Below are 23,325 nucleotides of genomic sequence, written 5' to 3' on the forward strand. Positions count from 1 at the left end.
AAATCCTCCGGCACTCATCCGGATTTGATGGCTTGGTTGTCTTCAATACTCTGCCGGCACCGCATAGACTTCCGCGGATGGATCTGCGAGGAACGAGCGCACCGTCGGTGGCAGATGGCGTGAAGACAGCGGCAGAGGTCCGCAGCGCGACAGAAGCTCGCGCAGGTTGGGCTCGGCGCCGACATGCCGCCAGATCATCCGCGACGCATAGGGGAGATTTTCCCGTCGCCACGAAACTCCCATTGTCGTCCCGCGCAGATAGACGCGCTGGTACTCGTCGAATGGCAGGAGGATCGTCTGTGACAGTACCGGATTCGGGCCGACGACCCGCTCCGTAATGAAGATCCGGTTTCGATAGAAGGCCGCAAGACCGACATATTTCGAAAACTGCTGGATGCCGTTTCCAGCGTCCCGCAGACGCTCCATTGATTTGACATGCACAAGCCCACCCTTCTCCACAAAGCGGCTGCACGAACAGACAACCATTCCCGGCCAGGACGGGGAGCGATGATAGGTCTGGAAATAGCCGATATGGCGCCGGAGTGCGGTCAGATCGCCTGGGAACGCCTTTAACAGTTCGGAACTTTGATTGAGGTCTAGAGTCGGTTTGCGAAGCCGCTCGCGAAAGAGCCTGGGAGCGAGACCAAAGTCGGCTGCGTCGAGATCGAAATACTTGGCTATGCGCGCGAGATTATGGGCAGACGGCCTCGTCTGGCCGTTGATATATCGATTGAATTGCTGCCGGTTGATATCGATCGCGCGGCACAGATGCGAAATGGAACGCTGCGTGGCACAGGCGATCTTGAGGTTCTCGACCAGGTGAGGCATCGGCGATTCCGTTTTATTTATAGTAGCGTAAACTCGCTCAAAGATGCGTCAAGTCGCGAAATTGCGTGAAGCAGCCTGATCTCTACGTTCCCTTCTAATAAAGTTGAAAAAGGGAACTGCAATGACACGTGAAAAGGATCAATCTTCGCCTCTGAGTATCGGCCGCCGTCACTTCCTTGGCGGTGCCGTCGCGCTGAGCGCTTTGCCAGTCCTCACCTCCGGCCTGCCGATGCCGCGCGATGCCCGCGCGCAGGAAGCCAAGCGCGGTGGTCATCTGAAACTCGGTCTCAAGGGCGGCGCCACCAGTGATGCGCTCGACCCCGCGACCTATAGCGCCTCCGTGTTGTTCGTCATTGGCCGTCTCTGGGGTGACACACTTGTCGAATCCGACCCTAAGACCGGTACGCCCTTGCCGTCGCTGGCGACTTCCTGGACACCATCGGCGGATGCATCCGTCTGGACTTTCAAAATCAGGAACGACGTGCAGTTTCACGACGGCAGCAAGGTGACCGTCGCGGACATCGTCGCGACACTGAAGCGACATGCGGACAAGAATTCGCAGTCGGGTGCTCTGGGGCTCATGGCCTCGATCACGGGTATCGAAGAAAAAGCCGGCGACCTTGTCCTCACACTTTCGGAAGGCAATGCGGACCTGCCTTTGCTTTTGACCGACTATCACCTGATCATCCAGCCGAAGGGCGGCGTCGATAAGCCTGCGGCGGCCATCGGTACAGGTCCTTACATTCTGAAAAGCTTCGAACCGGGCGTTCGCGCAACCTTCGAGAAAAATCCGAAGGATTGGCGCTCCGACCGCGGTTTTGTTGACAGTGTCGAGATCCTCGTCATCAACGACAACACCGCCCGCGTTGCCGCACTTGCCTCCGGCCAAGTCCATTTCGTCAACAATGTCGACCCCAAGACAGTCCCGATGCTGCAGCGAGCACCGACCATCGAAATCCTCCGGAATGCAGGCAAGGGCTTCTATTGTTTCCTGATGCATTGCGACACGACTCCCTTCGACAACACCGATCTTCGGCTTGCGCTGAAATATGCCATCGATCGTCAGGCGATCCTCGACAAGGTTCTGGGCGGCTACGGAACAATCGGCAACGACTATCCGGTCAATTCCAACTACGCTCTCGCCCCGACCGATATCGAGCAGCGCCCTTATGATCCAGACAAGGCCGCCTTCCACTTCAAGAAATCGGGTCTCGACCGCTCCATTCAGCTGCTCACGTCAGACGCAGCCTTTCCTGGCGCCGTGGATGCGGCGATCCTGTTCCAGCAAAGCGCGCGCAAGGCCGGCATCACGATCGACGTCAAGCGCGAACCGGAAGACGGCTACTGGACCAATGTCTGGAACAAGCAGCCCTTCTGCGCCTCGTTCTGGGGCGGTCGTCCGACCCAGGATTCGCGCTATTCCGCCTCTTACCTGTCGACCGCAGAATGGAACGACACGCGTTTCAAGCGCCCTGACTTCGACAAATTGGTTCTGCAAGCAAGGTCAGAACTCGATGAGGCCAAGCGCAAAGTGCTTTATCGACAATTGGCCCTCATGGTGCGAGACGATGGCGGTCTAATCCTGCCCGTCTTCAACGACTACATCATGGCCTCTTCGAAAATGCTGAAGGGATATGTCGACGATATCGGCAACGATATGTCCAACGGCTACATCGGCAGCCGCGTGTGGCTTAATGCCTAACGCTCTTCTGGATATATGACCATGTCAGACCGCAGCTTCACAACCATCGAAAATCAGTGGATCACCTTGAAGGATGGGACGCGGCTGGCGGCACGCATCTGGATGCCCGATGGCGCGGAAGAAGATCCCGTGCCGGCGGTCTTCGAGTTCCTGCCCTATCGCAAGCGCGACGGTACGAGCCTCAGGGACGAATCGACCTATCCGGTCTTTGCGGCCGCCGGCATTGCCGGCGTGCGCGTCGATATCCGCGGATCCGGGGAATCGGACGGCGTCATCGACGGCGAATATACCGAGCGCGAGCTTGCCGATGCGTGTGAGCTGATCGCCTGGATTGCCGCGCAGCCGTGGTCGAACGGCTCGGTCGGCATGATGGGCATCTCCTGGGGCGGCTTCAACAGCCTGCAGGTCGCAGCACTACGCCCGCCAGCGCTCAAAGCCGTGATATCGATCGCTTCGACCGTCGACCGCTACAATGACGACATCCATTACAAGAACGGCTGCCATCTCTCCGCCCAGCTCTCCTGGGCTGCGACGATGCTCGGCTATCAGTCGCGCCCGCCAGATCCTGCCCTGGTCGGCGAGCGCTGGAAGGAGATGTGGCTGGAGCGCCTCGCAGGCGAGCCCTTCCTCATGGAGGAGTGGCTGAGCCACCAGCGGCGCGACCATTTCTGGCGTCACGGCTCGATCTCGGAGGATTTTTCCAGTGTGGAGATCCCGACGCTCATTATTGCCGGCTGGGCGGACGGCTATCGCAACACGCCACTGATGGCGGTCGAAGGCCTCGGTGAAAAAGCCAAGGCGCTGATCGGCCCCTGGGTCCACAAATATCCGCACTTCGCCTGGCCGAAACCGCGCGCGGATTTCCATGGCGAAGCGATCGCCTGGTGGAACAAATGGCTGCGCGGCGAGGACAACGGGATCGACGGGCTGCCGCAGACCCGCGCCTATATTCTCGATGCGATCCGTCCTGCCCCGCGGCGCGACAGCGATCCCGGCTTCTGGATCGCCAAGGACATGTGGACGCCGCCGCGCATGCAATGCTTCTATGTCGAGCAATTCGGGCGATTGACGGAAGGCATGCCGATCCCGCATGCGCCCGAGCATCCCGTCTATCTCCAATCTCCCCTCGACACCGGCACGGCGTCGGGAGAGTATTTTACGCTGAAGCCCGACGCCGAAATGGCGATCGATCAACGCTCGGACGATGCCGGCTCACTGGTCTTCGATACGATGCCGCTTGCAGAGGATCATGATTATCTCGGCCGACCCGTCGTAACGCTTGCGTTGCGCCCCCACGCGACAGGCGGCAATCTCTGCGCCCGGTTGGTCGACGTCCATCCGGACGGCACGGCCATGCGTGTCGCCTTCGGTGTCGTCAATCTCACCCATCGCGACGGCAATGCCGATCCGAAACCGCTGGTGCCGGGCGAGACGGTGTCGATCCGGCTGGTGCTCGACGCCTGCGGTTATCGCTTCCGCAAGGACCATCGCATCCGCCTTTCACTCTCCACCGCCTATTGGCCGATGATCCTGCCGCCGCCTGAAGACGAAGGGGTCGAGATCGATATCGCTTCGCTCGGCCTGGGTTTGCCGATGCTGGGCGAGCACCAGAGGATCGACATCGAGGAACCGGCCAATCCTGATCCCCTGCCGAAATATATCGAGCACGTGGCCGCAGCGACGAAGCGACAGGTCGTTCGCGACCTCTCGGCCAACCGGACAGACTATCATATCCACGAGGATACGGGGCTCACCGAACATCCTGAGACCGGCCTGTCGACCCGGCAACTGCGGGAGGAGGTGTGGTCGATTTCACCGGATGATCCGCTGTCGATGACCGGCACGTCGACCTGGACCTGCGACATGCACCGGCCCGGCTGGTTCGTGCGCACCGTCGCGACCGCGCGGATGGCGTGCACGCGGACCGATTGGGTCGTCAGCGCCGTCGTCACCGCTTTCGAGGACGATGTGCAGATCTTCGAGAAGATCTTTGCCGAAAAGCGGATCGTGCGTGACCTGACGTAACCGTCAGGCCAGCGCAAAATGTCTGACGGCCTCGCAAACCGCGCGGAAGCCGTCTTGCGCGCCATCGCTCATGTGGCGGGCGCGCAGCCATGCATGCACCATCTGCGGCTCCTCCCGGAACCAGACTTCGACGCCTTCCGCGGTGAGCCGGGCCGCATATTGCCGTCCGTCGTCCCGGAGCGGATCGAAATGGGCGACCGTGATGAAGGCCGGCGGGAGCCCGGCAAGCGAGGATGCGTGCAACGGCTCGGCGATCGTATTTCCCGCGGGTGCCTGCAGGATTTCGCGATAATAGGCGACATCCGCAGTCGTCAGTCCAGGGGCCTCGGCCATTTCGACGTAGGACCCCGCGGCAAGGTCGCCGCCGAGCACGGGATAGATCAGGACCTGGCCGACGATGCCGGACAGGTCCTCGTCGCGGGCACGCAAGGCAAGGCCCGCCGCAAGATTGCCGCCGGCGCTATCGCCGATCAGCACGACCTTGTTGTTGGCGGCAAGCAGATGTTTGAGCACGGCGAAACCGTCATCCGTCTGTGCCGGCCAGCGATATTCGGGCGCGAGGCGATAATCGACGGAAACCAGTTCCGCGCCGGCAAAATCGGCAATCTCAGCACAGATGGCGTGATGGCTTTCGAGCGAACCGACGACGAAGCCGCCGCCGTGAAGATAGAGCAGGATGGTGCGCGTGCTGATTTTCCGCGGACGATAGCGCCTGATCGGGATACGCTGGAACATGCCGTCCGCAAAGATCATATCCGGGGGAGCCGAGCGGTCGAAGCGTGCGCAAAGCGCGTCGTACCAATGCCGCTGCTGCTCGACCGATGCCTGGATGGCGTCCGGCGGATAGAAACTATCGCAAATATCGAGAAACTGCAGAATGCCCTTTTCGGTGGGGACAGGCGATGGAGCGGACATGCAGGGTCCTTTCGATTTGGGACATACAGATCATGTCCCTGGCCGACTCTGACCCCATCATGCGCCTTTGCCTCGAGGGTAATCTGTCTGGCCGCGACCCAAGGATGTCGCGATGCTTCCTTATTTTGCCCTGCGTTGCCACGCTTTGCCGCTTTTTTCAAAAAATCCGATAGTTTTTTATGGTCGACCCAAGGAAAGCCATTGGAGAAACGTCTCAATCCCGAAATAGCATCTTGGCTGATAGCTTGGGGGTAGGTGCGCATTGGATGCGGAGCTCATAGAACGAGCGCAGGGGGGCGACCGGGAGGCCTTCGGGCAACTGGTCTCGCGCCATTATGATTTCGTCCACGCGACGGCGTGGCGATGGTCGGGCAGTTCCACCGACGCCGACGACATCGCCCAGGAGGTCTGCGTCAAGCTCGGCGCGGCCATCCGCGGCTTTCGCGGCGCCAGCCGCTTCAGGACATGGCTCTATGCGCTGACGCTCAACGCTGCCCGCGACCACAGACGCAAGCTTGCGCGGGAAGAGCAGACATTCCGCGCTTATGCCGCCGAACCGCAGCCGGACGCGCCGGGCAGAAATGATGACGAGCTATCGAGCGAATTATGGGCGGCCGTGCGTGCTTTGCCGGAACGGCAATGCGACGCCGTGCTGCTCGTCTATGGCGAAGGCCTCAGCCATTCGGCTGCCGCCGATGTCATGGGCTGTTCGGAGGCAACCGTGTCCTGGCAGGTGCACGAGGCGCGCAAGAGGCTGAAGGCCATGCTCGGCAAGGAAGAGGTATGATGGACAAGGAACTCGAAAAGCTCTCCCGTCTCACAGCCCCGGCAGCCAATTCGGAAGCGCGCGCGCGCGCCCTTGCCGCGGCGATGCAGGCGTTCGACAGCGCGGAAAATAATGCGGCGGCGGCCCAAGGAAATACGAAAGGTTGGCGTCCAAGGTCCATCATCAACTGGATATGGAGCCCTGCCATGAACAAGAAATTCCTCGCCGGTTCAGCCCTCGCGACGCTGCTCGTCATTCCCGCCGCCGGTTACCTTACGATCGAGCTGAGCCGCGACGGATCGCCGATCGTCGACCAGACCGAGATCGCCGGTAACCTTGTGCAAAACAACGCGCCGAAACCGGCCGAACCCGTCACGGCCGCGCCTCAGCTTTCCGAAGCCCCGACCGAAGAAAGCCGGCCGGCTCAATCGTCTGCCGTCAGCGGCGTCCAAGCCTTGCAGGACAAGGAACTACAGACTGCAAAACCCGCTGCGGAGCGGCTCTCTGAATTCGATGCCGGCGACATTGCTGCTCTCAAGAATAAGTCGGAAGATTCCGCCGCGTCACTCGGGATGGCCAAACGTGTTGCGCCGGCGGCTCCTGGCATGGCCGCTCAGGGGCAGCTATTGGCCGAACCGATGGGCGCTGTTGCCCCCTCGCCTGCCCCACCGGCGGAAGGGCAGGCCCAGATCCAGCTCGACCCCAGCCGCGAACGGTTTGCCAATGCCGCGTCAAATCCGATCAAGAGCGTGGTGACCGATCCGGTCTCGACCTTCTCCGCCGATGTCGACAGCGCCTCTTATTCCTTCGTCCGCCGATCGTTGACGGGCGGGGCGATGCCCGATCCGCAATCGGTTCGCGTCGAGGAGATGATCAATTATTTCCCCTATGACTGGCCGAGTCCCGATCGCGCAGAGCAACCGTTCAAGGCGACCGTAACGGTGATGCCGACACCGTGGAACCACGACACGCAATTGATGCATGTGGCGATCAAGGGTTATGACATCGCGCCGGCGACCGCGCCGCACGCCAATCTTGTTTTCCTGATCGATGTCTCCGGCTCGATGGACGAGCCGGACAAGCTGCCGCTCCTGAAGAGCGCCTTCCGGCTGCTGGTCAACAGGCTGAAGGCTGACGACACCGTCTCGATCGTCACCTATGCCGGCAATGCCGGTACGGTGCTGGAACCGACACGGGTGGCGGAGAAATCGAAGATCCTCTCGGCGATCGACAGGCTGGAGGCTGGAGGCTCGACCGGCGGCGCCGAGGGCATCGAGGCGGCCTACGATCTTGCCAAGCAGGCTTTCGTCAAGGACGGCGTCAACCGGGTGATGCTGGCAACGGACGGCGATTTCAATGTCGGCCCGTCGAGCGACGAGGATCTGAAGCGCATCATCGAAGAAAAGCGCAAGGATGGCATCTTCCTCACCGTTCTCGGCTTCGGACGCGGCAATCTCAACGATTCCCTGATGCAGACGCTGGCGCAGAACGGCAATGGCAGCGCCGCCTATATCGACACTTTGGCGGAAGCGCAGAAGACGCTGGTCGAGGAAGCCGGCTCGACACTGTTTCCGATCGCCAAGGACGTCAAGTTCCAGGTCGAATTCAATCCGGAACGGATCGCCGAATATCGGCTGATCGGCTACGAGACGCGCGCCCTCAACCGCGAGGATTTCAACAATGACCGCGTCGATGCCGGCGATATCGGTTCCGGTCATAGCGTCACGGCGATCTACGAGATTACGCCCAAGGGAAGCCCCGCGGTCATGAACGACGACCTGCGGTATGGCGCAGCCGACAAGGCGCCGGCCGAGGCAGCGGGCAGCGGGCACGAGGGTGAGCTTGCCTTCGTCAAGATGCGTTACAAGCGCCCGGGCGAGGACAAGAGTGCGCTGATCACCACGCCTGTCGGCGCCGGCAACGCGGTCGCCACCATCGACGCGGCGCCGCAGGATGTCCGCTTCTCGGTGGCCGTCGCCGCCTTCGGCCAGAAACTGAGCCGCATCGCCGCTGTCGATGCCTATTCCTACCAGGCGATTGCCGACCTCGCTGCGGCGTCGCGGGGGACGGATCCCTTCGGCTACCGGTCGGATTTCCTCGGTCTCGTTCGTTTGGCGGACAGTCTCAGCCAACGATGAGAAAGGAAGCACCAAAAAGTAAGGCCGCTTGGTAGGGCGGCCTTATCTGCATGAGGGCTACCCCGGTCTTGACCCGTTGGCTGTGAGATAAACAGCATAGAGGGACGTGGTGCCGGTGATAAAGAGACGGTTCAGTTTATCGCCGCCAAAGGCGACGTTGGAGACGAGCTCGGGAATATGGATCTTGCCCAGCAAGGTGCCATCCGGGTCATAGCAATGCACGCCGTCGGCGGCGCTCGTCCAGATCCTGCCTTTCCTGTCCACACGGAAGCCGTCGAACATGCCGGCGGTACATTCTGCGAAAACGCCGAGGTCGCTCAGCGCCCCGTCGCCTGACACCGCGAGCTTTCGTATGTGGCGCGGACCGCCCGACAAATGCGAGGCGCCAGTGTCGGCAACGTAGAGCATCGTCTCGTCAGGGGAAAATGCCAGACCGTTCGGCTTGACAAAGTCAGAGGTCATCTGTTCGGTTGTGCCTGTTGCCGGATCATGGCGATAGACATGGCATCCGCCGATTTCCTCTTCGCCGTAGTCGCCCTCATAATCATGGAGGATGCCGTAGCTCGGGTCGGTGAACCAGATGGTCCCGTCCGATTTGACGGTGACGTCGTTCGGGGAGTTGAGTCGCCTGCCGGCGATCCGGTTGACCAGGACGCTGATCTTGCCGTCGAATTCCGTGCGGGTGATGCGGCGTGTCAGGTGCTCACAGGTGATGAGCCGGCCCTGATTGTCGACGGTGTTGCCGTTGCAATTGTTGCTTGGCGAGCGGAATACCGATGTGTGCCCGCTGGTCTCGTCGTAGCGCATCATGCGATTGTTGGGGATATCCGAGAAAACCAGATAACGGCCCGCGGCAAACCAGGCCGGTCCCTCCAGCCAGCGGCCGCCCGTCCAAAGCCGTTCGACCCGAGCATGGCCGACGAAGCAGTTTTCAAAGCGCGGGTCGAGAACCTCGAACCCCGTACCTTCGATTTCTCCGAACATGACAGCTCCTTCCTGATTGTTATCGATATCATTCCTGCCCGGTTTTTCAGGCCTCGTACAGACATTCAAGTGATGACGCCGGCGAAAATACCGCGAGTATTTGGCTTTTCCGGCTGTGGAACCGTGCGTCCCTGCAATAATATCGATTGTGCGATGATAGCGATAACTTTATTCTGTGCTGAATTACCCAACTCGGAAGCTGTTTTGAAAGCGAGCCCGGTGAAAAACGAGGATGAGCCAAAAGACAAGCGTCTCAAGGGAGGAGACGCTCAAAAGCTGACGATGGCAGAAGTTGCCAAATATGTCGGCGTGTCGGCCATGACCGTTTCGCGCGCCTTTCGGCAGGATGCGAGTGTTTCCGAAGAGACCCGCAAGCGCATCATGGAAGCCGTCGACGCGCTGGGCTATGTGCTCGACCTGTCGGCCGGCAGTCTTTCTTCGCGGCGCAGCGGTTTCATCGCAGCGCTGGTGCCTTCCATCAACAATTCGAATTTCTCCGACACCGCGCGCGGCATAACCGATGCGCTGGAGAATACCGGGCTTCAGCTTCTTCTCGGCTATACCGACTATTCCGCCGAGAAAGAAGAAAAGCTGATCGAGGCGATGCTGCGGCGGCGCCCCGAGGGCATCATCCTGACGGGCGGATCGCACACCGACCGCGCGCGGCGCATGCTTGATAAGGCCGGCATTCCGGTGGTGGAAACCTGGGAGCTTCCGGAAGAACCGATCAACCATGTCGTCGGCTTTTCCAACAGCGAAGCGATGTCCCTGCTGGTGCGGACGCTCGCCAGCCAGGGCTACCGGAGGTTCGGCTATATCGGCGGTACGACGGCGCGCGATACGCGCGGCAGCCAGCGGCGAAGCGGTTTCCTGAAGACCGTCGAAGAGTTGGGCCTGGGACCGGGCCGGGCGATTTCCTTCGGCGTGCCGCCGATCACCATGGAACAGGGCGGCCAGGCGATCGTGAGCCTGCTGGAGCGCTGGCCGGATACGGAAGTGGTTCTCTGCGTCTCCGACCTTTCCGCCTTCGGCGCGATCATGGAATGCAAGCGCAGAGGAATGAGCGTGCCGGGTGATATCGCCATTGCCGGCTTCGGCGATTACGAGATCTCGTCGATCTGTCACCCCAGCATCACCACCATCAATGTCGACTGTTACGGTATCGGCCGCCAGGCCGCCGCCCGCCTGCTCGATGCCCTGCAGGGCAGCGGCGAGGCGACCGGCGATGAAATCACATTGACGGGCTACCGGGTCGTCCTGCGTGAAAGCACGGACCGCAGCGCCCAATAGGAGCGCCGCTTCAGAAAGTGATCTGTACCTTCATCGATTTGCTGCGGTCGCTTGCCAGTTCGAAGGCGGCGACGGCCTCGTCGATCCCGAAGACGCCCGTCAGCAGCGGTTTCAGATCGACGCGACGCGCGTTGATCAGCTCGACGGCGAGCCCGAACTCCTCGTGGAAGCGGAATGTGCCGCGCATCTCGATTTCCTTGGCAACGATCATGTTCTGCGGAATGGAGACATCACCGCCAAGGCCGAGCTGCACGAGCACGGCACGGGGCTTCAGCACCTCCAGGCCGGCGCGCACGGCCCGCTCATTGCCCGACGCCTCGAACATGACGTCGAAATATCCCTTGTCGGCGCTGTAAGCCGCAAGGTCGGCGGCATGGGTGGCAACATTGATCGTTCGATCCGCGCCGCTGGTGCGGGCGATGGCGAGAACGCTGTCGGTGACGTCGGTTGCGACGATCTCGCGGGCGCCGAGAACGCGGGCGGCAACGATCGCCAGCATGCCGATGGGGCCGCAGCCTGTGACCAGCACCCGTTTGCCCAGCAGCGATCCGGCGCGGCTTGCCGCATGCAGCGTCACGGCAAAGGGTTCGGCAAAGGCGGCCTCGTGAATGGAAATGCCGTCGGCGACCCTGTGGCATTGCCAGCGCTCCGCCACCAGCCGCTGGCGGAAGCCGCCCTGAATATGCGGCATGGGCATGGCGCTGCCGTAAAACCGCATGTTGAGGCAGTGGTTCTGCTGGCCCTTCAGGCAATATTGGCAATGGCTGCACGGCCGGCTCGGGGAAACCGCAACGCGGTCTCCGACGGTAAGGTCGCTGACGCCGGCACCCAGCGCCTTGACCGTGCCGGCGATCTCGTGGCCGAGGATCATCGGCTCGCGCAGGCGAACGGTGCCGAAGCCGCCATGATTGTAATAATGCAGATCGGAGCCGCAGATGCCGCCGGCTTCGATTGATATCTCCACCTGCCCCGCGCCCGCAACCTCCGGCTCGCGCTCTTCGACCCGGAGATCCTTGGCGCCGTGAATGACGATGGCTTTCATATCGGGATCCTCACACGACGGGAGTCGGAAGCGCGCGATCGGCAAAATGCGCGGCGAGATTGTCTCTGACCAGTTTGCCCATGGCCTTGCGGGTTTCGATCGTGCCGGAGCCGTGGTGGGGCTGCAGCACGACGTTTGGCAGCGTCAGGAAGCGCGCATCGATTTTCGGCTCGTTGAGGAAAACGTCAAGGCCGGCGGCTTGGATGGTGCGGTTCTGAAGCGCTGCGATCAGCGCCTCCTCGTCGACGGTCGTTCCGCGCGAAACGTTGATCAGCATGCCTTCCGGACCGAGCGCTTCAAGCACCTCGGCGTTGATGATCTTCATGGTCGCGGCCCCTCCGGGGACGATGACGATCAGGAAGTCGGCCCAATTGGCCAGCGCGACCAGATTGGCTTCATAACCATAGGCGACGTCCTGGTCCCTGTTGCGGGCGAAATAAGAGATGTCGCAGCCGAAAGCGGCAGTTCGCTTGGCGATCGCCTTGCCGATCCGCCCCATGCCGACGATCCCGACCTTCTTGCCCGAAACTCGCGTCACCAGCGGCATGGGAACGTTGCCCCACTGGCCGGTGCGGACGAAAACGTCGGCCTGCGGAATCTGGCGCGCCGTGGAAAGCAGCAGTCCGATCGCGATATCGGCGACGTCTTCGGTCAGCACGTCAGGGGTATTCGTCACGCGAATGCCTTTGGCGCGGGCGTAGGACAGGTCGATGGCGTCGGTGCCGACGCCGTAGCAGGAGACGATCTCCAGCTTCGGCAACTGCTTCATCAGGTCGGCGGAAGCGCCGAGTTCGCCGCGTGTCGCGATGGCGCGGATATTGCTTCCGACTTTCGAAATCAGTGCCTGCCGATCCGCGGCTTCCCACAGACGGTGGACGCGGTAGGTCGCCTCCAGATCCACCATGTCCCACTCCGGATAGGCCCCGGCCATCAAGATTTCTACGTCAGGCATTTCGTCCCATCCCGCATTTTGGCTGTTGATTATGTTATCGATAACATATAATCCGAGAAAGGGATGTCAAGTGAGTTTCACCGCGAGTGGGGGTATAAGCCGTCATTCGCAGCGACACCGGAGGAGTTATTTGCATGAAGAACCTGTTTGATCTGACCGGGCAGCTTGCCCTGATCACCGGCTCGAGCCAGGGGATCGGTTATGCGCTGGCCGAGGGCCTGGCGCAGCATGGCGCCGAGGTCGTCATCAACGGCCGCACGCCCGAAAGTGTCAAACGCGCAGTCGAAAGCCTCAAGGCTCAAGGTCTGTCTGCCCATGCGGCCATCTTCGACGTAACCAGCAAGGACGCTGCCACGCAGGGGATCGCCGCGATCGAGGCCGATATCGGTCCGCTGGACATACTGATCAACAATGCCGGCATGCAGTTCCGCACGCCGCTGGAAGATTTCCCGGCGGACAAATGGGAGCTGCTGCTGACCACCAATATTTCGAGCGTCTTTTACGTCGGCCAGGCGGCGGCCAAGGCGATGATCGCCCGCGGGCATGGCAAGATCATCAACATCGCCTCGGTTCAGAGCGAGCTCGCCCGTCCCGGCATTGCCCCTTACACGGCGACCAAAGGCGCGGTGCGCAACCTGACGCGCGGCATGTGCGCCGACTGGGCCAAGCACGGCCTGCAGATCAACGCGATTGCGCCGGGCTATTTCAAGACGCCGCTCAACCAGGCGCTGGTCGACAATCCCGAATTTTCCTCGTGGCTCGAGAAACGGACGCCGGCCGGACGCTGGGGCAATGTCGAGGAACTGGTGGGTGCCGCCGTCTTCCTGTCGGGCCGCGGCTCGTCCTTCATCAACGGCCACACGCTTTATGTCGACGGCGGCATCACGACCTGCCTCTAAGAGAGGTGAGATGATGAATCTGGAGAAAAAGGTACTGCCCTTGGCCGTGATCGTCATGGGCGTCAGCGGCTGCGGCAAATCCTCGGTTGGAGAGCGCATCGCGGCCCGAAACGGCATGCCGTTTGTGGAAGGCGACCAGCTCCATCCGGCTGCCAATGTCGAGAAGATGGCGCAGGGCATACCGCTCACCGATGAAGATCGCCTGCCCTGGCTCGACCGGATCGGTGAGGAAATAAAGACCGCGCTAAACGCATCGCGAGGGCTGGTCGTTTCCTGCTCCGCGTTGAAAAGAAGCTATCGGGACAGGCTGAGGCAGGCGGCAGGCGGGCGCCTTGCCTTTGTTTTCCTCGAAGGATCGCGCGAGCTTCTGCTGTCGCGGATGCAGGCACGTCAGGGCCATTTCATGCCGGCCTCGCTGCTCGACAGCCAGCTGCAGACGCTGGAGCCGCCGACCGGGGAGACCGGTGTCGTGACGGTCGCGATCGACATGGCTTTGGATGATATGGTGGCGCTGGCTTGTGAGGGGCTGAGAGGCGTGGCCGTCAAGGGAGGAGATTATCATGCAGGATGACCACAGAGCAAATGTCGCCGTCATCGGCGCCGGCATCATGGGGGCGGCGATCGTCACCCGATTGATCGAAACTGGACACAAGGTGTCAGTCTTCGATCTCGACGCCGAAAAGGTCGCGGCATTGGCAGCCAAGGGCGCCCACGCGGCCGCTTCGGTGGAGGATGCGGTCTCGCGGTCGGAATTCTGCGTGCTCAGCCTCAATCACGCAAACATCGTCCGCTCCGTCGTCTTCGGCGAGAAGGGCGTTGCGGCGGCGGCAAACCCCGACAAACTGCTGATCGACATGTCCTCGATCGACCCGGCCGAGACCGCCGACATGGCGAAGCGGCTGCGTGGGGAAACGGGCATGGCATGGGTGGATTGCCCGCTTTCCGGCGGCGTGCCCGGCGCGCTCGCCGGCAAGCTGACGATCATGGCCGGCGGCAGCCCCGAGGATTTCGAGCGGGCGCGGGTGGTGATGCGGCATCTTGCCGTCAACTACACGCTGATGGGCGCTTCCGGCGCCGGGCAGACCACCAAGCTGATCAACCAGCTGTTCTGCGCCGTGCTGTTCCAGTCGGTCGCTGAAGCCGTCAAACTGGCGGAAGCCGGCGGCGTCGATCCCGCCGCCATTCCGGCCGCCCTTGCCGGCGGCAGGGCAGACAGCCGGATATTGCAGGAATTCATGGCAAAATTCGCCGCCCGGGATTTCTCGCCGACAGGCAGGATCGACAATATGCTGAAGGATCTCAACTCGCTTCAGGCCTTTGCGCTGAAGACGAAAACGCCGCTGCCGATGACGGGCGCAGTGGTGGAGATTCACCGCCTGCTTTGCGCTGCCGGTCTTGGGCCGAAGGACTCTGCCGAGATGATGCGTCTGCTCGACGGATTTGCCGCCGACTGACCTCATTTCAGGCGTGGGAGATTGTCACTTTCCGCTTGACTAATCCGGAATGTTATCGATAACATCTATCCATAACGACAGCTGCAGCTTTGGGAGGAGCCACAGTGGAAGCCAAGAGACTGCTGGAGTTCCAATCGATCACCAAAAGCTTCGGCGGCACGCAGGCGCTGCGTGACGTCTCGATCGATCTGCGCGAGGGCGAGATCCTGGCGCTGCTTGGCGAAAACGGCGCCGGAAAATCGACGCTGATCAAGACGCTTGCCGGCATCTACAAGCCCGATAATGGCGACATCCTTTTTCGCGGCCAGAGTTACCATCATCGCCCGCCGAAGCCGAACGAGCGGCAACCGGTCGCCTTCATCCATCAGGATCTCGGCTTGATCGAGTGGATGACGGTCGGCGAGAATATGGGTCTGTCGCAGGGCTTCTCGATGCGCCGGGGTCTGATCGACTGGAACAGGACGCAGGCGCGCGCCAAAGAAGCCTTGAAGCTGGTCGGCTGCGATTTCGATCCGACGACGCGGGTCTCGGCCTTGTCGCGCACCGAAAAATCGCTCGTCGCCATTGCCCGCGCGCTTGCCGTCGAAGCCGACGTCCTCGTGCTCGACGAGCCGACGGCGAGCCTGCCCGCCGACGAAGTCGATCGGCTGTTCAATGCGATCCGCCCGCTGAAGGAGCGCGGCGTCGGCATGATCTACGTCTCCCACAGGCTGGACGAGATTTTCCGCATCGCCGATCGCGTCGCCGTGCTGCGCGACGGATGCATGGTCGGGCAGAAGCCGGTCAGCGAGACCACTCCCGACGAACTGGTGACGATGATCATCGGCCGCAGCGGCGACAGTCTCTTTTCGAGGACCGAGATCAAGCCCGGCAAGGCGATCGTCAAAGTCCGCAACCTCGTCTGCGCCGGCACCAGCCCGATATCCTTCGATATAAGAGAGGGCGAGCTGCTCGGCCTTGCCGGATTGCGCGGCGCCGGTCAGGAACGCATCGGCCGGGCGCTGTTCGGCTGCGAGCCCTTCAACGGCTCGGTTCTGCTGCATGACCAGGCGCCGGATCTTTCCAGCCCGCGACAGGCCATGGCGTCTGGCATCGGTCTGATTGCCCGTGACCGTACGGAGGAATCCGTCGCGCTCTCGCTGTCCATTCGGGAAAACACCTACCTCAATCCGGGCGCTGTCGGGCGCGGGCTGTTGTCCTTCCTGTCTCCGCGCGGTGAAGCCGATCTTGCGCATGCGATCGGCCATACCGTCGGCCTCAGGCCGAACGATCCGGATCTGCCGGTCGAGGCCCTGTCGGGCGGCAATCAGCAGAAAGTGGTCGTCGGCCGCTGGCTGGCAACCGGCCGCAAGCTGCTGATTGCGGAAGATCCGACCGCCGGCGTCGATATCGGCGCGCGTGCGGAGATCTACCGTCTGATCACCCAGGCGCTGGAAGCCGGTCTCGCGGTCGTCGTGGTGTCGACGGACTTCGAGGAAATCGCCCATATCTGCCACCGCGCGCTGGTTTTCTCGCGCGGCAAAATCGTCAGCGAACTGACTGGAAGCGCCCTGACCACGGAGGCGGTCATAACAGCCGCATCCGCATCGGAAGCGGCTTGAGCCATCGGGAGAACAGCCATGCAATCCATTGAATCCACCGCGCTGGAGCCGACCAAGAGCGAAATGGCCGGCCTGTCCACCGGACAGAAGATCGGCCGCCTGATCCCGGTTTATGGGCTGGTGATCCTTACCCTTGGGCTGATCGTGCTCTTCTCGATCCTGCTGCCCGATACGTTTCCGACCGTGTTGAATGTCCGCTCGATCGTCTCCGACAAGGCGATCATCGCGCTGCTGTCGCTGGCCGCGATGATCCCGATGGCGTCGGGCCGCATCGACCTGACGGTCGGCTACGGCATCGTGCTCTGGCATATTCTCGCGATCAGCCTGCAGACGGTCTACGGCCTGCCCTGGCCGGTCGCGGTCCTGATCGTTCTCGCGCTCGGCGTTCTCACCGGCTTCATCAACGGCCTTTTGGTCGAGGTCGCCAAGATCGACAGTTTCATTGCGACGCTCGGCACGGGCACGGTCCTCTATGCGCTTGCCCTCTGGCATACCGGCGGCCGGCAGGTGGTCGGTGTCCTGCCTGAGGGCTTCTATGCGCTGAACGGCACCATGCTGTTCGGCCTGCCGATCACTGGCTTTTACGTGCTGCTGATCGCAATCTGCATGTGGATCGTGCTCGAATACCTGCCGATCGGCCGGTATCTCTATGCCATCGGCGCCAATCCCAAGGCGGCTGCCCTCAATGGCATTCCCGTCCGCAAATTCGTGATCGGCGCCTTCGTCACCTCAGGCCTGCTGGCGGCCCTGACCGGGATCCTGCTCGCCTCGAAGCTGCGCATCGGCCAGGCGAGCGTCGGCCTCGAATATCTGCTGCCGGCGCTTGTCGGCGCCTTTCTCGGATCGACGACGATCAAGCCCGGACGGGTGAACGTCTGGGGCACCTTGATCGGCGTCATCATCCTGGCCGTCGGCATTTCAGGAATTCAGCAATTCGGCGGGTCGTTCTTCGTCGAACCGCTGTTCAACGGTGTGACCCTGCTGATTGCCATCGGTATAGCAGGTTACGCCCAGCGCAAACGCGGAGCCGTGAGGAGGATCACACCCGCATCCAAATGAGGATGCCGGCTCACCGGTATCTCACAACAAACAAAATGGAGGAGTGAACATGAAGCGCAGAACTTTATTGCAGGCAACGGTCGCAACCGTCGCCGTTATGCTCAGCGTGCCGGCATTGGCCGATTCCATGGCCGACGCCAAGGCCGTGGTCGACAAATATGCTTCCAAGGTCAGCGCATGGGATGGCCCGACCAGCGGACCCAAGGGTGCGACCGGCAAGAACATCGTCATTCTTGCCGCCGATATGAAAAACGGCGGCATCCTCGGTGTGGTCAATGGCGTCCAGGAAGCGGCGGGCGCGCTCGGCTGGACGGTGAAGGCGCTTGACGGCGCCGGCTCGATCGGCGGCCGCACCGCGGCCTTCGGCCAGGCCATGGCGCTGAAGCCGGATGGCATCATCATCAACGGCTTCGATGCGGTCGAGCAGAAGCCGGCGATGGAAGCGGCTAAGGCGGCCGGTATTCCGATGGTTTCCTGGCACGCCGCCTCGGCCGTCGGCCCGGTTGCCGACGTCGGCGTTTTCGCCAACGTCACCACCGATGCGATGGAAGTATCGAAGTCCGCGGCGGATTGGGCCTTCGCCGATGCCGGCGGCAAGCCTGGTGTCATCATCTTCACCGACTCCACCTATGCGATCGCGATCGCCAAGGCCGACCGTATGAAAAAGGAGATCGAGGATCTCGGCGGCACGGTGCTCGAATATGTCGACACGCCGATCGCCGAAACCTCGCAGCGCATGCCGCAGCTGACCACGTCGCTGCTGCAGAAATACGGCGCCAAGTGGACGCATTCGCTGGCGATCAACGACCTCTACTACGACTTCATGGGACCGTCCCTCGCCTCGGCCGGCATTGCCGGCGACGGAAAGCCGGTTAATGTTGCCGCCGGCGACGGTTCGGAGAGCGCCTATCAGCGCATTCGCGCCAAGCAGTATCAGGCCGTCACAGTCGCCGAGCCGCTCAACCTCCAGGGCTGGCAGCTCGTCGATGAACTGAACCGCGCCTTCGCGGGCGCTCCGTGGTCGGGCTATGTGTCGCCGCTCCACGTGGTGACCAGCGCGAACGTCGAATTTGACGGCGGGCCGAAGAACAGCTTCGATCCCGATAACGGCTATCGCGATCAATACAAGAAAATCTGGGGCAAATAAGCTTTTTCGATCAGAGGGCGTATCGGCTGGTACGCCCTCCCCTCACTGCATCACCTCTATGTCGATCCAGCTCCGGCGAGTTTTGGAAAAGAGAACCCATGATCATTCGTTATGCTTTGTTTGAAGGCGAAATCCATCCCGGCAGAGAAGAGGAGTTCCGGGATTTTGTCAGACAGCGGCTCGTCCCTCTCTGGACGAAATTTCCCGGCGCCGAGGAAGTGCGGGTGCTGGATGGCATGGAGCGCGACGAAGGCGCCCCGGTCTATGCCATGGCGCTTGCCATTCGTTATCCCGATATGGATGCGGTCAACGCAGCGCTTCGCTCCGATGTGCGCTTCGAGAGCCGCGAGGTCACCGGCGAACTCCTGCAGCTCTTCACCGGCAAGGTGCATCACCACGTCTTCCAGGCCAACGAATACCCGCCGGCCATTGACTGACCGCCGGGCATTTTCCGCGCCGACTGGAGCGACGGACGCTGCCCGGCCGTAAGATCGAGGACAGGGATCGAACAATCTTAAAGCGCCTGCGAACAAGCGTTCCAGGCGCTTTTCCTATTGGGACGCTGCCAAGCCCGCGGGCACCGACCTTTGGCACAATTTTTCATCAGCGCCGCCATTATTAAATTAAATAGTCTACTGATTTAGTGGGCAATGCTCCATTTTACCCCGCATGGGCGCCCGGCGAAGCAGGTAACCGCATGATCTCCCAGGAGGCCTTCTTCTTCCAATCACGTAGATCCGCAGCATCGCATGAGCAATAATTCCGAATTTCTCTGGTATATTCCAAACGACGTCAGGCCTGGTCATCGTGGCGATTCCGCCGTCGACAATCACAACAGCCTGGATACGCTGACCAGCCATGCGAAGGCGCTGGAGGAGCATGGCTGGAAAGGCGCGCTGATCGGCACCGGCTGGGGCCGCCCCGACACGTTTACCGTCGCGGCCTCGCTTGCCGCGCGGACCACCAGTTTCGAACCGCTGATCGCGATCCGCCCGGGCTACTGGCGGCCGGCAAACTTCGCCTCCGCAGCCGCGACGCTCGATCATCTCAGCGGCTGCCGCGTGCGGATCAACATCGTCTCGGGCAAGGATAACCTGCCGGCCTATGGCGATAGCGAGGGCGATCAGGCGCATCGTTATGCCCGCACGAAGGAATTCATGCGGCTGGTCCGAAGACTATGGACCGAGGAAAACGTCACCTCGGCGGGCGATCACTTCAGGGTCGCCGAATCCACCGTGGTCCCCCGCATCCAGGTTCGCGGCGGCCGCCGCCATCCCAAATTCTATTTCGGCGGCGCCTCCGAGGCGGCCGAGCGGGTGGCGGCCACCGAAGCAGACGTCCAGCTTTTCTGGGGCGAGCCACTGGAGGGTGTCCGGGAGCGGATCGGCCGGCTCAAGACGTTGAGCAGGGAACTCGACCGCGACCTTCCCCCGCTGGAGTTCGGATTGCGGATAACGACGCTGGTCCGGGATACGACGGAACAGGCCTGGGCCGACGCCGAGGCGAAGGTTGCCGAGATGGCAAAAAACAAAGGCGCCGGGTGGCACGATCACCAGCGCGTGCTTGCTGTCGGCCAGCAGCGGCTGCTCGCTCTCTATGAGCGCGGCGATGTCCTCGACGACAATCTCTATACCGCGCCCGGCAAATTCGGCGGCGGTGGCGCCGGCACAACATGGCTGGTCGGTTCGGCGGCGGACGTCGCCCGCTCGCTGCGCAAATATCAGGATCTCGGCATCACGCATTTCGTGCTTTCCGACACGCCCTACCTTTCCGAGATCAAGCGCCAGGGCGACCAGCTTCTGCCGCTGCTGCGCGGTTGACGTCGGAGGAAGGTGTCAGCGCACCGCCATAGTGCATCCAAGATATCGGCGATCGTCCTGCTTCGTTACGGAAGACCATTATTCGAACGTGACGTGCAGGGAGACTTGAATAGTCCGGTTTGCAACAAGAGATATAGCCCGATTCTGCCGGACAACTTGACATACGCTTGCCGGTGCGAAGATCGGGGTATTTTGCGAAAAAAATGTTCGCAAAATATTCCAAAATCGCAACGCAGCGATAGCCTACCGCCTCCGTTTACATTCTCTAAAATATATTCCCCTAAATTTTTAAGGATATCGGAACGACGTTCTCAGGATCGTCATCTACGCCATGATGGCGGCCCAGCATCCGAAATCGCGCATGAAATCGACGTGAACCTTGGTGCGTGCCTCCCATATCGGGCGCGCAGAAGTTTCGTCGGTGCATTGGGAGATAGGTTGACGCTCTGCATTTGAACGAGATGCGACGAGCGATCCTGGCGGCCAAGACAGATTTGACAAACCTCGCCGACACGATGGAGAGTGACAATGAAGAGCATTAAGAATTTCGGGATCGCGGTGCGCCTCACCCTCGGTTTCAGTTTCCTGCTTCTGCTGATGGCCGCCTTGACCATCTATTCGGCGGAGAAGGTTGCCGAGATCGACGGCAACCTTGAAACGATCAACGACGTCAACAGCGTGAAGCAGCGGTTTGCCATCAATTATCGCGGCAGCGTGCACGACCGGGCGATCGCCATTCGCGACGTGACCCTGGTGACATCGGCCGATGAACGCAAGAGCGCCGAGGCATTGATCGAAAAACTTGCGGCGACCTACGCCGAAAACGAAAAGCGCATGGCCGATATGGTCTCATCTCCGGCAGGCGCGACGGATCAGGAAAAATCCATCCTCAAGGAGATCGCCGACATACAGGGGAAAACCAATCCTCTGGTAGCGGAGATCATCGCGCTGCAGGAGAAGGGCGACGGCGAGCACGCCCGCAAGATCCTGCTCGAACAGGCGCGGCCGGCCTTCGTCGCCTGGCTCGGCGCCATCAACAAATTCATCGATTATCAGGAGGCGCTGAACAAATCGGTCGGCGGCGAAGTTCGCAGTGCGGCAAGCAGCTTCAAGCCGGTCGCGCTGACGGCGCTCGCCATTGCGGCTCTTCTTTCCATCATTGCCGCGACCATCACATCTCGCACGATCGTCGGCCCGCTGGCAAAACTTCAGCTTTCGCTGAAGGCGATGGCTGAGGGCAATCTCGAGGGCGACCGTCATCTCGAAGCGCGGGGCGATGAGATCGGCAAGCTCGCGCGAGCCGTGGCGGGTCTGCGTGATGCGATTTCGACAAAGGCGGAACGGGAAGCCGATGCAGAAGCCAAACGGGCCGTCGTGGAACGGCACCGGCTGGAGCAGGATGCCGATGAACGCCGCACCCTTGCCGAGCAGACGGACAAGGCTGTCGGCCAGCTTGGCGACGCCTTGCAGGCGCTTGCTGACGGCGACCTCACGCAGCAGATCGATACCCCGTTCATTCCGTCGCTGGAAAAGCTCCGGGCAGACTTCAACGCCGCGGTCGAAAAGCTACGCGCCGCCATGCAGAAGGTTTCTCAGAACGCCAGCGCAATTGCGGCCGGCGCGCAGGAAATCCGTTCCGCTTCGGACGATCTCGCCAAGCGGACCGAACAGCAGGCCGCCTCTGTCGAGGAAACCGCTGCTGCCCTGGAAGAGATCACGACCACTGTCGCCGACTCGAGCAACAGGGCTGTGGAGGCCGGGCAGCTTGTTCGCAAGACCAAGGACAATGCGGAACGCTCGGGCAGCGTCGTTCGCGACGCGGTCGACGCCATGGGCAAGATCGAATCCTCGGCCACCGAAATCGGCAGCATCATCGGCGTCATCGATGAGATCGCGTTCCAGACCAACCTGCTGGCATTGAATGCCGGCGTCGAAGCGGCGCGTGCCGGTGAAGCAGGCAAGGGCTTTGCCGTCGTCGCCCAGGAAGTGCGTGAATTGGCGCAGCGTTCCGCCAAGGCGGCAAAGGAAATCAAAGAACTGATCAACGCCTCGAACGGCCACGTCAAAAACGGCGTCGCCTTGGTTGGCGAGACCGGAAAAGCCCTGCAGGAGATCGCAACGCAGGTGCAACAGGTCGACGGCAATGTCGGCGCTATCGTCGGTGCTTCGCAGGAGCAGGCGACGGGGCTGAAGGAGATCAACACCGCCGTCAACAGAATGGACCAGGGCACGCAGCAAAACGCCGCCATGGTGGAGGAAGCCACAGCCGCAGCTCATAAGCTCGCCAGGGAAGCCGACGCGCTGTTCCAGCTTCTGGGCCAGTTCAACATCGGCGGAACGGTGGCGCCGAAACGAATATCGCAGCCGGCGGCCGCGGCACAGCATGCTCAACCCGTGGCCTCGCCGGCCCGCCAGATGGTTGCCAGAGTGAGCAAGTCGTTCCAGGCGAATGCGACCCAAGGGAACGCAGCATTGGCCGGCGATTGGGAAGAGTTCTGATCGTCAGACCTCTCCTCAGCCTCCGCTGAAAAGCGAAGCGACGAAGGGCAGCATGTGCTGCCCTTCGCATTGTGCGCCCAGCATGGGCGCACTCTTGTGGGTGCAAGTCCCACCGTAAGCTGGTCATGGCGAGCGAAGAGAAGCGCAACTTTGCAAGGGCGACCGAGCGTGGGGAGGAAGCGTGGATCGAACCTGCGGGCCGAT

Annotated in this window: 19 protein-coding genes; 14 read left to right on the plus strand and 5 right to left on the minus strand. The window is 61.6% G+C overall.

Annotated features, from left to right (window positions below):
- Positions 1–42 precede the first annotated feature (42 nt).
- Positions 43–828 (minus strand): helix-turn-helix domain-containing protein, encoded by a 786-nt coding sequence (locus tag GGD53_RS28245; RefSeq protein WP_184460017.1) that lies wholly within the window; start codon positions 826–828, stop codon positions 43–45.
- A gap of 121 nt (positions 829–949) precedes the next feature.
- Here GGD53_RS28245 and GGD53_RS28250 point away from each other — a divergent pair, with 121 nt between their 5' ends.
- Together GGD53_RS28250 and GGD53_RS28255 are read left to right on the plus strand one after the other, a co-directional pair.
- Complete coding sequence (locus tag GGD53_RS28250) at positions 950–2,530, plus strand: ABC transporter substrate-binding protein (protein ID WP_184460018.1); 1,581 nt, start codon at positions 950–952, stop codon at positions 2,528–2,530.
- A 21-nt stretch (positions 2,531–2,551) separates the two neighbouring features.
- Positions 2,552–4,555, plus strand: a complete 2,004-nt coding sequence (locus GGD53_RS28255; RefSeq protein ID WP_184460019.1) for a CocE/NonD family hydrolase — start codon at positions 2,552–2,554, stop codon at positions 4,553–4,555.
- Positions 4,556–4,558: 3 nt separating this feature from the next.
- Here the strand turns inward: GGD53_RS28255 and GGD53_RS28260 are convergent, their stop codons facing one another.
- Positions 4,559–5,470, minus strand: coding sequence for an alpha/beta hydrolase (locus GGD53_RS28260; RefSeq protein ID WP_184460020.1), 912 nt, complete (start codon positions 5,468–5,470; stop codon positions 4,559–4,561).
- 262 nt (positions 5,471–5,732) lie between these two features.
- Here GGD53_RS28260 and GGD53_RS28265 point away from each other — a divergent pair, with 262 nt between their 5' ends.
- Together GGD53_RS28265 and GGD53_RS28270 are read left to right on the plus strand one after the other, a co-directional pair.
- Positions 5,733–6,257 (plus strand): RNA polymerase sigma factor, encoded by a 525-nt coding sequence (locus GGD53_RS28265; RefSeq protein ID WP_184460021.1) that lies wholly within the window; start codon positions 5,733–5,735, stop codon positions 6,255–6,257.
- Positions 6,254–8,374: a vWA domain-containing protein gene (locus GGD53_RS28270; protein ID WP_184460022.1), complete on the plus strand. Its 2,121-nt coding sequence runs from the start codon at positions 6,254–6,256 to the stop codon at positions 8,372–8,374. The genes GGD53_RS28265 and GGD53_RS28270 overlap by 4 nt, the downstream gene beginning before the upstream one ends.
- 57 nt (positions 8,375–8,431) lie before the next feature.
- Here GGD53_RS28270 and GGD53_RS28275 read toward each other — a convergent pair whose 3' ends face one another.
- Complete coding sequence (locus GGD53_RS28275) at positions 8,432–9,358, minus strand: SMP-30/gluconolactonase/LRE family protein (RefSeq protein WP_184460023.1); 927 nt, start codon at positions 9,356–9,358, stop codon at positions 8,432–8,434.
- A 219-nt stretch (positions 9,359–9,577) separates the two neighbouring features.
- Between GGD53_RS28275 and GGD53_RS28280 the strand changes: the two genes are divergently transcribed.
- Positions 9,578–10,648, plus strand: coding sequence for a substrate-binding domain-containing protein (locus tag GGD53_RS28280; protein WP_184460024.1), 1,071 nt, complete (start codon positions 9,578–9,580; stop codon positions 10,646–10,648).
- Positions 10,649–10,658: 10 nt separating this feature from the next.
- Here the strand turns inward: GGD53_RS28280 and GGD53_RS28285 are convergent, their stop codons facing one another.
- Entirely contained in the window at positions 10,659–11,690 is a 1,032-nt protein-coding gene (locus GGD53_RS28285) for an L-idonate 5-dehydrogenase (protein ID WP_184460025.1), read from the minus strand.
- Positions 11,691–11,700: 10 nt separating this feature from the next.
- The gene (locus GGD53_RS28290) at positions 11,701–12,642 is read right to left on the minus strand and encodes a 2-hydroxyacid dehydrogenase (RefSeq protein ID WP_184460026.1); all 942 of its coding nucleotides are present in this window, start codon (positions 12,640–12,642) and stop codon (positions 11,701–11,703) included.
- A 134-nt stretch (positions 12,643–12,776) separates the two neighbouring features.
- On the opposite strand from GGD53_RS28290, the gene GGD53_RS28295 reads away from it, so the two are divergent.
- The 9 genes from GGD53_RS28295 to GGD53_RS28335 all read left to right on the plus strand — a co-directional run bounded on the left by GGD53_RS28295 (position 12,777) and on the right by GGD53_RS28335 (position 23,121).
- Positions 12,777–13,541, plus strand: coding sequence for an SDR family oxidoreductase (locus GGD53_RS28295; protein ID WP_184460027.1), 765 nt, complete (start codon positions 12,777–12,779; stop codon positions 13,539–13,541).
- 13 nt (positions 13,542–13,554) lie between these two features.
- Complete coding sequence (locus GGD53_RS28300; protein ID WP_184460036.1) at positions 13,555–14,112, plus strand: gluconokinase; 558 nt, start codon at positions 13,555–13,557, stop codon at positions 14,110–14,112.
- Positions 14,102–14,995 (plus strand): NAD(P)-dependent oxidoreductase, encoded by an 894-nt coding sequence (locus GGD53_RS28305; protein WP_184460028.1) that lies wholly within the window; start codon positions 14,102–14,104, stop codon positions 14,993–14,995. Before GGD53_RS28300 ends, GGD53_RS28305 begins: the two co-directional genes overlap by 11 nt.
- A gap of 104 nt (positions 14,996–15,099) precedes the next feature.
- On the plus strand, positions 15,100–16,596 hold the full coding sequence (locus GGD53_RS28310; protein WP_184460029.1) for an ATP-binding cassette domain-containing protein: 1,497 nt from the start codon (positions 15,100–15,102) through the stop codon (positions 16,594–16,596).
- Positions 16,597–16,614: 18 nt separating this feature from the next.
- The gene (locus tag GGD53_RS28315; RefSeq protein ID WP_184460030.1) at positions 16,615–17,655 is read left to right on the plus strand and encodes an ABC transporter permease; all 1,041 of its coding nucleotides are present in this window, start codon (positions 16,615–16,617) and stop codon (positions 17,653–17,655) included.
- 49 nt (positions 17,656–17,704) lie between these two features.
- Entirely contained in the window at positions 17,705–18,802 is a 1,098-nt protein-coding gene (locus GGD53_RS28320) for an ABC transporter substrate-binding protein (protein ID WP_184460031.1), read from the plus strand.
- A 98-nt stretch (positions 18,803–18,900) separates the two neighbouring features.
- A complete protein-coding gene (locus GGD53_RS28325; protein ID WP_184460032.1) occupies positions 18,901–19,239 on the plus strand; it encodes a hypothetical protein in 339 nt (112 codons plus the stop codon).
- A gap of 312 nt (positions 19,240–19,551) precedes the next feature.
- On the plus strand, positions 19,552–20,622 hold the full coding sequence (locus GGD53_RS28330; RefSeq protein ID WP_184460033.1) for an LLM class flavin-dependent oxidoreductase: 1,071 nt from the start codon (positions 19,552–19,554) through the stop codon (positions 20,620–20,622).
- A gap of 528 nt (positions 20,623–21,150) precedes the next feature.
- Positions 21,151–23,121, plus strand: a complete 1,971-nt coding sequence (locus GGD53_RS28335; RefSeq protein WP_184460034.1) for a HAMP domain-containing methyl-accepting chemotaxis protein — start codon at positions 21,151–21,153, stop codon at positions 23,119–23,121.
- Positions 23,122–23,325 lie beyond the last annotated feature (204 nt).

This window comes from Rhizobium aethiopicum, from assembly GCF_014197535.1.
Classification (GTDB): Bacteria; Pseudomonadota; Alphaproteobacteria; order Rhizobiales; family Rhizobiaceae; genus Rhizobium; species Rhizobium aethiopicum_A.

What these genes read in the sequence shown, in the direction of transcription:
- GGD53_RS28245 (WP_184460017.1), bottom strand. Translation starts at nt 828, where the DNA reads ATGCCTCACCTGGTCGAGAACCTCAAGATCGCCTGTGCCACGCAGCGT.
- GGD53_RS28250 (WP_184460018.1), top strand. Translation starts at nt 950, where the DNA reads ATGACACGTGAAAAGGATCAATCTTCGCCTCTGAGTATCGGCCGCCGT.
- GGD53_RS28255 (WP_184460019.1), top strand. Translation starts at nt 2,552, where the DNA reads ATGTCAGACCGCAGCTTCACAACCATCGAAAATCAGTGGATCACCTTG.
- GGD53_RS28260 (WP_184460020.1), bottom strand. Translation starts at nt 5,470, where the DNA reads ATGTCCGCTCCATCGCCTGTCCCCACCGAAAAGGGCATTCTGCAGTTT.
- GGD53_RS28270 (WP_184460022.1), top strand. Translation starts at nt 6,254, where the DNA reads ATGATGGACAAGGAACTCGAAAAGCTCTCCCGTCTCACAGCCCCGGCA.
- GGD53_RS28275 (WP_184460023.1), bottom strand. Translation starts at nt 9,358, where the DNA reads ATGTTCGGAGAAATCGAAGGTACGGGGTTCGAGGTTCTCGACCCGCGC.
- GGD53_RS28285 (WP_184460025.1), bottom strand. Translation starts at nt 11,690, where the DNA reads ATGAAAGCCATCGTCATTCACGGCGCCAAGGATCTCCGGGTCGAAGAG.
- GGD53_RS28290 (WP_184460026.1), bottom strand. Translation starts at nt 12,642, where the DNA reads ATGCCTGACGTAGAAATCTTGATGGCCGGGGCCTATCCGGAGTGGGAC.
- GGD53_RS28295 (WP_184460027.1), top strand. Translation starts at nt 12,777, where the DNA reads ATGAAGAACCTGTTTGATCTGACCGGGCAGCTTGCCCTGATCACCGGC.
- GGD53_RS28300 (WP_184460036.1), top strand. Translation starts at nt 13,555, where the DNA reads ATGAATCTGGAGAAAAAGGTACTGCCCTTGGCCGTGATCGTCATGGGC.
- GGD53_RS28305 (WP_184460028.1), top strand. Translation starts at nt 14,102, where the DNA reads ATGCAGGATGACCACAGAGCAAATGTCGCCGTCATCGGCGCCGGCATC.
- GGD53_RS28315 (WP_184460030.1), top strand. Translation starts at nt 16,615, where the DNA reads ATGCAATCCATTGAATCCACCGCGCTGGAGCCGACCAAGAGCGAAATG.
- GGD53_RS28320 (WP_184460031.1), top strand. Translation starts at nt 17,705, where the DNA reads ATGAAGCGCAGAACTTTATTGCAGGCAACGGTCGCAACCGTCGCCGTT.
- GGD53_RS28325 (WP_184460032.1), top strand. Translation starts at nt 18,901, where the DNA reads ATGATCATTCGTTATGCTTTGTTTGAAGGCGAAATCCATCCCGGCAGA.
- GGD53_RS28330 (WP_184460033.1), top strand. Translation starts at nt 19,552, where the DNA reads ATGAGCAATAATTCCGAATTTCTCTGGTATATTCCAAACGACGTCAGG.
- GGD53_RS28335 (WP_184460034.1), top strand. Translation starts at nt 21,151, where the DNA reads ATGAAGAGCATTAAGAATTTCGGGATCGCGGTGCGCCTCACCCTCGGT.